The sequence below is a fragment of the Paenibacillus sp. FSL F4-0087 genome (assembly GCF_038020215.1).
Lineage (GTDB): Bacteria > Bacillota > Bacilli > Paenibacillales > Paenibacillaceae > Paenibacillus > Paenibacillus taichungensis.
Genome location: NZ_JBBODJ010000001.1, coordinates 240,550 through 254,131, shown reverse-complemented (window position 1 = coordinate 254,131; position 13,582 = coordinate 240,550). Strand labels below are relative to the sequence as shown.

Here is a 13,582-nt window from a genome sequence, read left to right as displayed (position 1 = left end):
TGAATTTCTGGCTCTTTTTTTAACGTTTAAATATCTTTATGACATCGATTGTCTACTCATAAGGCCTTTGAATCCAGCTTTGAAGATACTTTACATGAACAGCTTGTTTTATTCATATTCTTGCACTTGTCCTCATAAGATGGGGACAAAGACGGCGGGAGGATGGAGCTGTGGGAAACCAATCCAAAAAGCTGGCGGCTGTTCTGGTAGGTATGGCAGCTGTCATACTGGTCGGACAAGTGGGCAGTGTACGTACATACATTACGGAAATTCGTGATGGACCAGGCACGCAAAATGCATTTGATATGTTCAAAGAGGCAACCGGAGAAGATCAGCTGTTGTCGGCGATCCGGGATAAAGCGGCCGAAACGAAAATCGCTCCGGTAAATGCCAGAGTGGATCGGGTCTGGAAAGCGATACCCGGGTATAACGGAATAGAAATTGATGTGGAAGCCACGTATCGCAAAGCACTTGGTGGCACGCTGAATACCAAGATAGCGTATGTCTATCGGCAGACTGTACCTGAAATCCAGCTTAAAGATTTGGGTGCACACCCGATTTACCGGGGGAATGCCGAGAAACCAATGGTATCTTTCATGATTAATGTAGCGTGGGGCAATGAATTCATTATCCCAATGCTAGATACGCTTGACGCCGAAAAAGTCAAAGCTACTTTTTTTCTGGATGGAAGCTGGTTGAGCAAAAACGAGGAACTGGCCAAGGAAATCCAAAAGCGTGGACATGAGTTATCGAATCATGCATACTCACATCCGAATATGAGTCGGTTGAGTACGGAGCGAGCCAAGCTGGAAATCAGTAAAACCCAGGACCTGCTCAAAGAAAAATTGGGTGTGGAGAACCACTGGTTTGCTCCACCTTCCGGTGATTTTAATCAACAAACAGTCGACATTGCTTCTGGCATGGGACTTCAAACGGTACTTTGGACACTGGATACGGTGGATTGGCGCAAACCAAGTTCTGCTTCTGTTGTAGCCAAGATCGCCAAAAACGTAGAAGCCGGTACATTAATTCTGATGCACCCCACGGCTGCTTCTTCAGGAGCTTTAAAAGGAATGATTGATTCCATACGGGCCAAGGGTTTGACGCTTGGAACCGTTAGCGAAACGTTGTCATCCGAGCGCGTGAAGGGATCAGCGGTTGAGTGAATGATGTTTTTTTGTTACTATCAAACAGTTGGAACCAAATGTCGATTTCAATTTCGCGTTGAAATCCAGGCAATTATAGAGATGTAGGAGGGCCAACCGTGAAAAAAATTCAGCTGGGCAATGGCCTCAGAGTTGTCATGGAACAGATTCCGACCTGTCGTTCCGTGTCATTTGGAATATGGGTCAAGACGGGTTCTCGCAATGAGCAGCCTGCAAGCAACGGAGTGTCCCATTTTATTGAGCACATGCTGTTCAAAGGAACGGATCGTTATGATGCCAAAGCGATTGCGGAGCAATTTGATGCCATTGGTGGTAACGTGAATGCGTTCACTTCGAAAGAATACACTTGTTATTACGCCAAAGTACTGGATGAACATCTGCCAATAGCTGTCGATGTGTTGTCCGATATGTTCTTCCGCTCTAAAATGGATGATGGTGAACTGCTCAAGGAGAAAAACGTCATTCTGGAAGAAATATCGATGTATGAGGATACGCCGGATGACATGGTCCATGATCTTATGGCTTTGGCCGCCTATGGTGAGCATCCGCTCGCTTATCCGATTCTGGGTACAGAAGAGCGTCTCAAGGCGATGGACTCCAGCCATTTGCGTGCATATATGAAGGAGCACTACACGATTGAGAATACCGTTATTAGTATCGCAGGTAACATTGATGACAGTGTGATCGATTTGATGGAAAAGCATTTTGGTGCTTTTGATGTCAACGGTGTAGCTGAACAAGTCACACTGCCTGCATTCCAGAGCGGACAACTCTTTCACAAAAAGAAAACGGAACAGAATCATATCTGCATCTCGTTCCCGGGATGTAAGATCGGAGATCCGCTCCAATTCGCCATGGTCGTGTTGAATAATGCGATTGGCGGAGGCATGAGCTCCAGACTCTTCCAGGAAATTCGGGAGAAACGCGGCCTTGCTTATTCCGTTTACTCGTATCATAGTTCCCATGCGGATAGTGGACTCTTCACCATCTATGCAGGTACAGCGCCGAAACAGACGAAAGAAGTTCTGGATCTGACCAAAGAGGTTCTACACGATCTGGCTGTAAATGGATTGTCTGAAGATGAACTTCGTAAAGGAAAAGAACAGCTGAAAGGAAGTCTGATCCTCAGTTTGGAAAGCACGGGCAGCCGGATGAACCGTCTGGGTAAAAACGAGCTGATGCTGGGCAGACATCACACGCTGGACGAAATGATTGCCAAAATTGAAGAAGTAACGATGGACGATGTTGATGCTGTGCTGGACCTGATGTTTGCAGAGCCATTTGCGCTTGCTATGGTCGGTGCTTCGGATCGTACGATCGCTGGATTAAGAAGGGATGATTTTGTTGCATTACGTTCAAATTCAAAAGTTACCGGGCAATGAAGATATTAAGTTGCCTCAAAAAATGTCAGAGCTGGCCTCCGGCTTTGATGTAGTTGCGGCATTACAAGAAGAGGTTGTATTGCAGCCGGGACAGCGTACGTTGATTCCTACGGGACTCGCGATGGCAATGCCTGCTGGATTGGAGGCACAGGTTCGCCCTCGCAGTGGTCTGGCTTTCAAACATGGGATTACGTGTCTGAACACACCTGGCACCATTGATGCTGATTATCGTGGTGAAGTTAAGGTACTTCTGATTAATCTGGGTCAGGAGCCATTCACCATTGTACGTGGGGAGCGAATTGCCCAAATCGTCTTTCAAACCGTTCCTGCAGTTGAATTAACCGAAGTCGCTGAACTGTCGGAAACTGTGCGTGGAGAAGGCGGATTCGGTCATACCGGAAAATAAATGCTCTGAAACTAAGTTGTAAATAGGAGCATCTTCTGTAATTAGAGCTTCACAGTTTAATTTACTGAGCATGTTCTCGAAGAGTCGTCCCCGAGGGGCGGCTCTTTTTTCTTTTTCTGAACGATAGAGACAATGTTTTCTTTGCATGCTTCAATTTTAATGTTTCACCCCCCTGTGGGCCACTGCATACGATAAGGCATACATGTGGTGAAAGGAGTGACGTCCCGATGCTGACCGGTGTCCGGATTATAGTCCTGGGCGGAGATGCGCGGCAGCTTGAAGTCATTCAAAAATGCGCAGAGCTGGATGCTACGGTAAGTGTGGTGGGCTTCGACAAGCTGGAGCGTTCCATACCGGGTATCGAACACCAGGAATTGGAGGACGATGTATTTGCTTCGGCAGATGTGCTGGTGCTTCCTGTGGTCGGGTGTGATGATCAGGGGAAAGTGAGCACTTCGTTCAGTGATACACCGATTTTTCTGAAAAAGGAACATGTTGCGGCATTGCCGGAGCATTGTATTGTGTTCACAGGTATGGCGAAGCCTTTTTTACGTGATTTGTGCCGGGAAAATGGTCTACGGCTTGTTGAAGTACTCGATCGTGATGACATCGCGCTCTACAACTCCATCCCGACTGCTGAAGGCGCAATTGCTATGGCGATTCGGGAGACGGACTTCACGATCCACGGCTCGGAATGCATTGTGCTTGGCTTGGGTCGAACAGGTTTCACAATGGCCAAAACGCTTCAGGGACTTGGGGCAAATGTACGGGTGGGAATCAGGCGCGAAGAGGATGCTGCTCGAGCAGCCATAATGGGCTGGAAGCCTTTCATGACAACGGATTTGGCCGCTCAAACCGGGGAAGTTGACTTGCTTTTTAATACGATACCGACTATGATAATCACAGCACAAATCCTGTCCAAAATGCCGCAAAAAGCAGTCATTATCGACCTCGCATCCGCTCCTGGCGGCTGTGATTTCCGATATGCCGAAAAACGCGGTATCAAAGCGCTACTTGCGCCTGGCCTCCCCGGCATTGTTGCTCCCAAAACGGCTGGCGGCATTATTGCCGACGTGTTAATCCGTTTGCTTTTGGAAGAACAAAACGCACGGGAGGTTGAACAATGAACTGGCAGGGAAAAACGGTAGGTTACGCAATTACAGGTTCTCATTGTACGTTTGAAGAGGTTATGCCGGTGATTAGCCGCTTCGTGGCCGAAGGTGCCAATGTTGTCCCGATTATTTCCAATTCGGTTCTGACTACGGATACACGCTTTGGGACCGCGCAAAATTGGCAAAAACAGTTGAAAGATATAACGGGGAATGATATCATTTCTACAATTGTTGAGGCAGAGCCGTTAGGGCCTTCCAAGTTGCTCGATGTGCTCGTAATTGCTCCATGCACAGGCAACACGACGAGTAAACTGGCTAACGCCATGACGGACAGTCCGGTTTTAATGGCAGCCAAAGCCCAGATGCGAAATCAGCGTCCGCTGGTACTCGCCATTTCCACCAATGATGGCCTTGGGTTGAATGCTGCGAACATCGCCAAACTGCTGGTGGCCAAATATCTGTATTTTGTGCCGTTTGGGCAGGATGATCCGGTGAAAAAACCAAACTCGTTAGTGGCCAAAATGGAGCTCATTCCGGAGGCATGCTGGAGTGCGCTTGAAGGCAAACAGTTACAGCCAATGATTGTGCAGCGTTCTGCACAGGCTTGATAGTTCTTGGGTCCGCCGTAACATTAGTTTGTTTATAGACATGGTTCTATACAGACTTAGTTAAGGGGATAACGGTTATTCGCTTGAAGAAATGAAGATGGTTCGAGAGACAAAGAAAATCATGAGGGACGTTATGCTGGCATAAACAGCTACCTGTGTCCACGTTCCTTTCATTAAAAGGGAATTCCTGCTTGCAACGATTAGGTTAGGCAAGCGGGATCAGTGCACGGGGAACGTGTGCGACATGATCTCGATAACAACCGCGGCCTTTATATGGGATTGTTTCACTAATCTTTGATGAGGAGCGGCATGAAATGCCGTATAAAATGCTGAAATTATCGCATCGGAACGCTCCCTAGGGTGATCCATTTGTTGATTTGACCCGTGTCCAGTCTTCTTGCGTACACAAATGGAGGAATAAAGATGCGCATCATGGTACAGAAATTCGGAGGTACATCTCTCTCTACCGTTCAGGCGAGAGAGCATGTGCTCCGTCATGTTAAACGTGAACTTGAAGCAGGATTTAGTCTGGTCATTGTTGTGTCAGCGATGGGTCGCCGTGGTGAGCCTTATGCGACTGATACGTTACTGGACTGGGCTGCACAGAACGGAAATGCACTCTCCGCACGCGAAAAGGATTTACTGCTGTGCTGTGGTGAAATTATTTCTGCGACGACTTTAAGCAGTCTGCTCGAACATGAAGGCATTCCAACTACAGTGCTGACCGGTGCACAAGCAGGTTTTGTGACGGACGACAATTTCGGGAATGCCCGAATTTTGGATGTCCGTCCTGTTCGTGTGCTGGAGCAGCTACAGAGTGGGCGTGTTGTCATTGTTACAGGGTTTCAGGGGCAGACCGAAAATGGTGACTTTACGACCCTTGGTCGTGGAGGAAGTGATACGTCAGCCACAGCTCTTGGTGCAGCATTACACGCTGAGATGGTGGACATATACACGGATGTAAATGGAATACTGACAGCAGATCCACGTATCGTGGAGGACGCTCGTCCGTTGACTGTTGTGAGTTATGCAGAGATTTGTAATATGGCCCATCAGGGAGCCAAAGTAATTCACCCACGTGCAGTCGAGATTGCGATGCAATCCCAGATTCCAGTGCGTGTGAGATCTACCTTTGCAGATAGTGAAGGGACGCTGGTAACGCATCCAGAAGGATTCCAGGATGTGCAGACAGGCATTGTCGACCGATATGTAACAGGGATTGCCTATGTAAGTAATGTTACGCAAATAACGGTGGAAGTGCCGGGTGGTGCAGATCGTTTGCAGCTGAAAGTGTTTAAAACGATGGCTGAAAATTCGATCAGCGTAGATTTTATTAATGTTACCCCTCTAGGGGTTGTCTATACCGTTTTCGATAGTGATTCCGAGAAAGCTATACAGGTACTGCAGGAAATTGGTCTTAAACCGCAAAGTCTCTCCGGTTGTGCCAAAGTTTCCGTCATCGGCGGAGGTATCAACGGAGTGCCAGGCATTATGGCACGGATCGTGGAATCCTTGACTCTTGCGGACATCCAGATCCTGCAATCTGCAGATTCCAATACAACGATTTGGGTACTTGTGAAAAAAGAAGATATGGTTCAAGCTCTGAGGGCACTTCACGCCTCATTCGAACTTCACTTGTAGTACTTTGAAGTCAGCGGAGCCGGACCTGTTTTGAAGGAGGAATCGAATTGGACTTTGGAAGATTGATTACAGCAATGGTCACTCCGTTCAACGAACAAGGGGAGATCCATTGGGAGGAAACTGCACGTCTGATTGATTATTTGATTGATGATCAAAAGTCAGAGACGCTCGTTATTTCAGGAACAACTGGAGAATCTCCCACGCTTAGCGACAAAGAAAAAGTAGAACTATTCGAATTCGCGGTAAAACATGCGGCTGGCCGGTGCAAAATCATTGCTGGAACGGGTAGCAATAACACCGCTCATTCAATCCATCTGACTCAGGACGCTGAACGTGCTGGTGTAGATGGTGTTTTGCTGGTTGTTCCTTATTACAACAAACCAAGTCAAGAGGGAATGTTTAGACATTTTGAAGCGATCGCGAACGCGACGAAACTGCCAATTATGTTGTATAACGTTCCTGGACGTACAGCAGCTAGTCTTTCGGCTGCAACAACGATTCGTTTGGCACAGATTCCTAACATAGTAGCTACGAAGGAATGTGTATCGTTGGAGCAAGTCACGCAGATTGCTGCGGGTGCACCGGGACGTTTCAGGGTGTATTCTGGTGACGATGCTGCTGGCTTGCCAGCCATTGCTGTTGGTGCTTACGGGATCGTTAGCGTTGCTAGCCATGTGGTAGGCGCTGAGATGAAACAAATGATTGATTCCTACTTCGGTGGTGCACCTGTACAGGCAGCTCAGATACATCAGAAGCTGTTTCCGGTGTTCAAAGGTCTATTTGAGTGCCCACAGCCTTTACCGAACCCTGTAGCGGTGAAATACGCTCTGACATTACGTGGTCTGAACGTAGGGTCTGTACGCCTGCCGCTTATAGCTGCAACAGAGGATGAGCAAGGCTTTATTCGTACCTTGTTCAACTAGCAATAATACGATATTGAACTGATTCGTTAACTTTTATAGACCCATAGAAATTGCAGAAGAACCGCTCCTCATTTAAGAGGAGGCGGTTCTTTTTTTTGACGATGATGGTTAGGTTTCTTTTCACAACTGGAGGCAAACCTAGAGGTTAACGAGAGAGTGACTTGTTTTTTTTGTTTTTAATCATGTATAATGATGTCAAGTGACTGGGTGCGGTATTTTTTTGAAATTGAAAGCGACATCGTTTCTTGGTGTAGCTTTGTGGTGAAAAGGAAGGAACGGCTAAGAAGGATCATTTCAAAATCCATCTTGTTGGTGAAGGGGAATAACTTCGAAGAACTTCTTCCAAATATCGTGAATAAAGGTGCTCTTTTGCATTCATCCCTATTTACGGGCATGGGTGTGATGGACTGCTTTTCTTAACTTACAATAAAATAATAAGGTACGACGTCCAACTACCATAGGAGGTTTAGATTCATTTGTCTAAGAAAAATAACAACGATAAACTGATGATTTTTGCTTTGGGCGGCGTAGGCGAGATTGGTAAAAATATGTACGTCATCCAATACGCGAACGACATTGTAGTCGTAGATGCTGGTCTTAAATTCCCGGAAGAAGATATGCTTGGAATCGACATTGTCATTCCTGACATCTCTTATCTAACTGAAAACCGTGACAAAGTAAGAGGTATTATTTTGACTCACGGACATGAGGATCATATTGGTGGTCTGCCATATGTTCTGAAACACTTGAATGTTCCTGTATACGGAACAAAGCTTACTCTCGGACTTGTGGAGAACAAGCTGAAAGAAGCCAATTTGCTGGGTGAAACAAAACGCATTCTGATTGATGCGGATTCCGAGATTCAACTCGGCTCTGTATTGAAAGCAACGTTCTTCGCTACTAACCATAGTATTCCGGATTCCGTCGGCGTATGTGTCGAAACACCGGAAGGCGCTGTTGTTCATACAGGTGACTTCAAATTTGATCACACTCCAGTAAATGGTCAATATGCAGATCTCCAGCGTATGGCACAGATCGGAACCAATGGCGTACTCGCCCTCTTGTCCGATAGTACCAACGCAGAGAAACCTGGATTTACACCTTCGGAGAAAAATGTGGGTATCGTTCTGGAAGATATCTTCCGTAAAGCAAGCCAACGTGTCGTTGTAGCAACATTTGCTTCCAACGTACACCGGATTCAACAGGTTATCAATGCAGCTGAAGTAACTGGACGTAAAGTCGCAGTTATTGGACGCAGTATGGTAAATGTGGTGGGTATTGCTTCTGAACTGGGTTACCTTGAGATTCCAGACGGCATGATCATTGAGCCTGAAGAAGTAGGGAAAATGGCTGCTGACCGTGTAGTAATTCTCTGCACAGGTAGCCAAGGCGAGCCAATGTCAGCATTGACACGTATGGCTCGTTCCACTCATCGTAAAGTAGATATTTTGCCTGGGGATACAGTAATTATTGCTGCAACTCCAGTTCCAGGTAATGAGAAATATGTAGGCCGTACGATTGACGAACTGTTCCGTCTGGGTGCCAACGTGCATTACAGCGGTGCAAACAGTGGCGTTCACGTATCCGGTCACGGTAGTCAGGAAGAGCTGAAACTGATGCTTAACCTGATGAAACCGAAATATTTCCTGCCGATTCACGGTGAATTCCGTATGCAGCGCCGTCACGCGGTATTGGCTGAATCTGTAGGAATTGATCCAGACAACATTTTCATTACGGATATCGGTGAAGTGGTTGAAATTCAAGGCGGAGCAGCACGCAAGGCAGGTAAAGTTACTGCAGGTAACGTGTTGATCGACGGCTTGGGTGTAGGCGATGTAGGTAACATCGTATTGCGTGACCGTAAATTGCTGTCACAGGATGGCATTCTGGTTGTCGTGGTAACACTGAGCAAACAGGATGGCAAAATTGTTTCCGGTCCGGACATCATCTCCCGTGGATTTGTCTATGTACGCGAATCGGAAGGACTGCTTGATGAAGCCAATCGCATTGTCAGCAGCACACTGCAGAAGTTGATGAGTGAGAACGTTAACGAATGGGCTTCACTCAAAACGAATGTTAAAGATGCACTCGGACGCTTCTTGTATGAGCAAACTCGTCGTAGACCGATGATTTTGCCAATCATTATGGAAGTTTAAAATAAATCAAACAAAAACATAAATTCAGGCACACAGTCGCCCCTTCTCTACGAGTAATATTGGACGGTTCCTCGTAGAGAAGGGGCTTTTTTTGTTGTTTTCTGGCCCTACACCAGATTGTGGAGAAATTGATGAATAATCGGGTATAAGTCAGCTGGAACATTCCCCATACTAAGGAAATACATTACATGTTTCTGGAGAAGGGGAGTAATCGAATGAGCGAATACATGAAAAACAAGCAAACACCGAAATCGGAACAACCGGGCACCGAGGCACCGGAAGTGCCTGCACAAGAGGAAAAGGGTATGTCACCTGTAACGGAGGCTATTCAGCAATTTGGACAGACGCAGTCACCTGCAGCTGAATCGAACATTTTCTGTATGACCATTATCGGTCAGGTGGAAGGGCATTTAATTTTACCTCCGCAAAACAAAACAACAAAGTATGAACACCTCATTCCTCAGCTGGTTGCAGCAGAGCAGAATCAGCGAATCGAAGGCATTTTGATCATTTTAAATACGGTAGGAGGAGATGTGGAGGCGGGCCTGGCTATTGCCGAAATGATTGCTTCACTTAGTAAACCTACGGTTACCGTCGTCATTGGAGGAGGGCACAGCATTGGGGTTCCGATCGCGGTTGCCTCAACCTATTCCCTGATTGCGGGTAGTGCAACAATGACCATTCATCCGATCCGTATGAACGGACTCGTGATAGGCGTGCCTCAGACGTTTGAGTACATGGAGAAGATGCAGGAACGTGTCGTAAGATTTGTTACATCGCACTCCAATATCTCTGAAGAAATGTTCAAGGAACTGATGTTTAAAACGGGTGAACTCAACCGCGATATCGGAACAGCTGTGGGTAGCGCTGATGCGGTTAAATATGGATTGATGGATGCCGTAGGCGGGATCGGGCAGGCCATCGCTCAGTTGAATCAACTCATAGGAGACAAAAGACAGACGCTGCAGGCAGGAGGCTATACCCAATGACACTTTACACAGTGATGCCACCTGAACTGCTGTGGTCAGGGATGTGGAATGAAGGAGAAGACACCCGTGAGATCAAGATGAACGGATTATTGATGCAGGTCAGACCTGTTAATGAAAATGAGGCTGTTATAGTACGTTTACTTGAATGCCCCTTGGAAGCTTATCTGAATCCCGCTAATATGCCCGGAACTATCGTTCCACTTTCGGGTAACCCGGGACCAACATAACGCGACCAAATAAGACAAATTGAGCAGAAAAAGAACATATGTACGGATTATATTTGTATGGTATAATATTCTTCTGGGGGTGACCTGATTTTGGCCAGAAGAAAAAAGAGGAAAAAAAAGGCCGCAGCTTTTAGCGGCGTTTTAAAATATGAAATTTACGGCATTGTGCTTATAACCCTTGCCGTCATTGCTTTGTCGGGTGAAGCAACCGTAGGGCGCTCGCTTTCCAAGATGTTTGGGTTGATGCTTGGCAAGTTCTATTTTGCGATTCCGCTTATAGGGATCTATTATGGCTTAATGGTGATGATTCATCGAAAATGGCCGAGCGGCTGGACAACGCGCAAGACAGGGCTCGTATTGCTGGTGTTTGCTTTAACACTGATGAGTACCGTCTCTGCCATGCACCAGAAACTTATACCAGTTGGAGCCCTGGAGCCAGGTGCTGTACTTACACAGATACATAATGATATGCAAACCGAGTTGCTCACGCCTGCTGCGCCAGGCGAACGGGATTCGATGCTCAATAAGGACATTAGCGGCGGTTATATAGGAGCGGCGCAGTTTGCCTTGTTCTTGTGGTTGTTTGGCAGCTTGGGAGCCCGATTGATTATGATCGTGATGTTCGTTATCAGTTTCATGTTGATTACCAATCTTTCTTATGTCGATCTGATTCGCATTTTCAGAACGAAGATATGGGATGCAGGTAGTGCGATGTACAAAAAGCTGGAGGCTAGACCAGCAGCACGTGCTACTTCAAGCTCTGCGAGCAAGAAAAACGGGAATGTTCGCAAAGCGGTACCTGTTCCAGTAGACGACGAGGAAGATGATGACGATTACGATGATCTGCAGAATCAACAGCTACCGAAACGAAAAGCACCGATTTTTTTCCAACTCTTTGGAAAATGGGGTTCTGATCGGGAACGGACGAAGGCTGAGCGTGGAGTGGACGAGGATGATTCTTTAGACGCGGAACATGTCGTCTACCGTGCGGAGCAGGAAACTCCTGCGGATTCATGGCATGATGAGCCAATCATCGCATCCGATGTAATAGCTCCTGCAGCAGTTCCTGTGCAATCAAGACCTAATTCGGCACCAATCATTCGTGACTTCTTTGAACATGTCAGATCCGAGGATGCTGGTAAAGATGATGATCTGGATGATGCGTATCCTTTCCCAGATGATCTAACGGATAACATGCAGGCAGAAGAGCCTCCAATCAAGATCTCAGATGAACTTGTGGATAACAATGAGTGGCCTGAAGCGGCGGATGCTGCAATAGCTACGATGGATGCTGTTGAGGGTAGTTCGGACGTTGGGTCTACGTTGAGTAATGGGGCTCAAGGTTCGGTTGTTTCAGATACGGAGGGGCAGGAAGTGCAGCCAGTTAAGCCACCACCACCTCCTCCGAAACCTTATAAACTTCCGTCATTCAGACTTCTTTCCAAGCCTAACAATGGAGGTAAGGGTGGCGACCAGAAGGATTACATGCAGACTGCACGCAAGCTGGAAGCAACGCTGGAAAGCTTCGGTGTTCGTGCCAAAGTACTTGAAGTAGTCAGAGGCCCTGCTGTTACACGGTATGAGATCCAACCGGATATTGGTGTGAAGGTTAGCAGAATTGTAAGTCTGACAGACGATATTGCTTTAGCCCTGGCGGCTAAGGATATCCGAATGGAAGCACCAATTCCCGGCAAATCCGCAATTGGTATTGAAGTACCTAATGGAGAGGTATCCGTAGTAACAATGCGGGAGGTTATGGAGACTGCCACATTCCAGGAAGCCGAATCCAAAGTGACCATTGCATTTGGACGAGATATCTCTGGACAGACGATCATCGGTAATCTGGCTCGTATGCCCCATCTGCTGGTGGCTGGTGCGACGGGTTCAGGTAAATCAGTATGTATCAATGGTATTATTACGAGCATCCTGTACAAAGCGAAGCCAGATGAAGTGAAATTTTTGATGGTCGATCCCAAAATGGTCGAGCTAAACGTATATAACGGTATTCCGCATCTGATGGCACCGGTCGTAACGGATCCTAAAAGGGCCTCACTTGCTCTCAAGAAGATCGTTGTTGAGATGGAGAAAAGATATGAGTTGTTCTCCAAATCCGGTACACGTAACGTTGAAGGTTATAACAATCTGATGAAAGACAACCCAGCGGCGGTTTTGCCTTACATCGTTGTTATTGTGGACGAGCTGGCTGACCTCATGATGGTTGCCGCCGGTGACGTGGAAGATGCGATTGCTCGATTGGCTCAGATGGCGCGTGCAGCGGGTATCCATCTGATCATTGCCACACAGCGCCCTTCTGTGGATGTTATCACTGGTGTAATCAAAGCCAACATTCCGTCCCGGATTGCCTTTGGTGTATCCTCTCAGGTGGATTCTCGAACCATTCTGGATATGGGTGGGGCCGAGAAGTTGTTGGGCCGAGGAGATATGCTGTTTATGCCTATGGGAGCTTCGAAGCCGGTTCGTGTACAAGGCGCTTTCATGAGTGATGAGGAAGTTGAAAATATCGTGAATTACGTGCGTGGTCAAGGTGAAGCGCAGTATGACGAATCCATTGTTCCTGAGGTGGATGATTCCGTTCAGGCAGCAGATGAAGTGCAGGATGAGTTATATGAACAAGCAGTACAGATTATTTTGGAGGCGAAGCAAGCTTCCGTTTCTCTATTGCAGCGCCGAATGCGAGTGGGTTACACCCGCGCAGCACGTTTGATTGACTCCATGGAGGCCCGAGGTGTGATTGGTCCTTACGAGGGCAGTAAACCAAGGGAAGTATTGATCTCACTGGAACAGTATCAACAGAATAAAATAAGCTCGTAATACACAGCATGTGTAAACGATCCAAGCCCTTAACCTTACTGGTTGAGGGCTTTTTGCATGCCATTTGACTGAAGATTTGCCATGATGTCCAATGATCGGAGGATTTGGTGCATAGGAACGAAGTATGCTTGTCATAATAA

11 protein-coding genes are annotated in these 13,582 nt (G+C 47.0%); all 11 read left to right on the top strand.

All coding sequences use genetic code 11. The annotated features are described in order from the left end of the window. The first annotated feature begins 170 nt into the window (after positions 1–170). The 11 genes from MHB84_RS01260 to MHB84_RS01210 all read left to right on the top strand — a co-directional run bounded on the left by MHB84_RS01260 (position 171) and on the right by MHB84_RS01210 (position 13,442). Positions 171–1,166, top strand: a complete 996-nt coding sequence (locus MHB84_RS01260) for a polysaccharide deacetylase family protein (RefSeq protein ID WP_076289532.1) — start codon at positions 171–173, stop codon at positions 1,164–1,166. Between the two features lie 98 nt (positions 1,167–1,264). Continuing rightward, positions 1,265–2,548 carry a M16 family metallopeptidase gene (locus MHB84_RS01255; RefSeq protein WP_076289533.1) on the top strand — a complete coding sequence of 428 codons (1,284 nt, stop codon included), beginning with the start codon at positions 1,265–1,267 and terminating at the stop codon, positions 2,546–2,548. Beyond that, positions 2,508–2,954 (top strand): dUTP diphosphatase, encoded by a 447-nt coding sequence (dut, locus tag MHB84_RS01250; protein ID WP_170867769.1) that lies wholly within the window; start codon positions 2,508–2,510, stop codon positions 2,952–2,954. The genes MHB84_RS01255 and dut overlap by 41 nt, the downstream gene beginning before the upstream one ends. 227 nt (positions 2,955–3,181) lie before the next feature. Further along, positions 3,182–4,081 (top strand): dipicolinate synthase subunit DpsA, encoded by a 900-nt coding sequence (dpsA, locus tag MHB84_RS01245; protein WP_063566370.1) that lies wholly within the window; start codon positions 3,182–3,184, stop codon positions 4,079–4,081. Then, entirely contained in the window at positions 4,078–4,674 is a 597-nt protein-coding gene (locus MHB84_RS01240) for a dipicolinate synthase subunit B (protein WP_024630269.1), read from the top strand. The genes dpsA and MHB84_RS01240 overlap by 4 nt, the downstream gene beginning before the upstream one ends. 423 nt (positions 4,675–5,097) lie before the next feature. Further along, on the top strand, positions 5,098–6,315 hold the full coding sequence (gene dapG / locus MHB84_RS01235) for an aspartate kinase (protein WP_076289534.1): 1,218 nt from the start codon (positions 5,098–5,100) through the stop codon (positions 6,313–6,315). 47 nt (positions 6,316–6,362) lie between these two features. Beyond that, entirely contained in the window at positions 6,363–7,238 is an 876-nt protein-coding gene (gene dapA, locus MHB84_RS01230) for a 4-hydroxy-tetrahydrodipicolinate synthase (protein WP_076289535.1), read from the top strand. Between the two features lie 476 nt (positions 7,239–7,714). After that, positions 7,715–9,394, top strand: a complete 1,680-nt coding sequence (locus tag MHB84_RS01225; protein ID WP_053783840.1) for a ribonuclease J — start codon at positions 7,715–7,717, stop codon at positions 9,392–9,394. Between the two features lie 215 nt (positions 9,395–9,609). Then, the gene (locus MHB84_RS01220) at positions 9,610–10,383 is read left to right on the top strand and encodes a ClpP family protease (protein WP_373561665.1); all 774 of its coding nucleotides are present in this window, start codon (positions 9,610–9,612) and stop codon (positions 10,381–10,383) included. Then, a complete protein-coding gene (locus MHB84_RS01215; protein ID WP_076289536.1) occupies positions 10,380–10,610 on the top strand; it encodes a YlzJ-like family protein in 231 nt (76 codons plus the stop codon). The genes MHB84_RS01220 and MHB84_RS01215 overlap by 4 nt, the downstream gene beginning before the upstream one ends. A 90-nt stretch (positions 10,611–10,700) precedes the next feature. Next, the gene (locus tag MHB84_RS01210; protein ID WP_076289537.1) at positions 10,701–13,442 is read left to right on the top strand and encodes an FtsK/SpoIIIE family DNA translocase; all 2,742 of its coding nucleotides are present in this window, start codon (positions 10,701–10,703) and stop codon (positions 13,440–13,442) included. Positions 13,443–13,582 lie beyond the last annotated feature (140 nt).

Coding starts and splice junctions, on each gene's coding strand:
- dpsA (WP_063566370.1), top strand. CDS start 3,182: ATGCTGACCGGTGTCCGGATTATAGTCCTGGGCGGAGATGCGCGGCAG.
- MHB84_RS01240 (WP_024630269.1), top strand. CDS start 4,078: ATGAACTGGCAGGGAAAAACGGTAGGTTACGCAATTACAGGTTCTCAT.
- dapG (WP_076289534.1), top strand. CDS start 5,098: ATGCGCATCATGGTACAGAAATTCGGAGGTACATCTCTCTCTACCGTT.
- MHB84_RS01220 (WP_373561665.1), top strand. CDS start 9,610: ATGAGCGAATACATGAAAAACAAGCAAACACCGAAATCGGAACAACCG.
- MHB84_RS01215 (WP_076289536.1), top strand. CDS start 10,380: ATGACACTTTACACAGTGATGCCACCTGAACTGCTGTGGTCAGGGATG.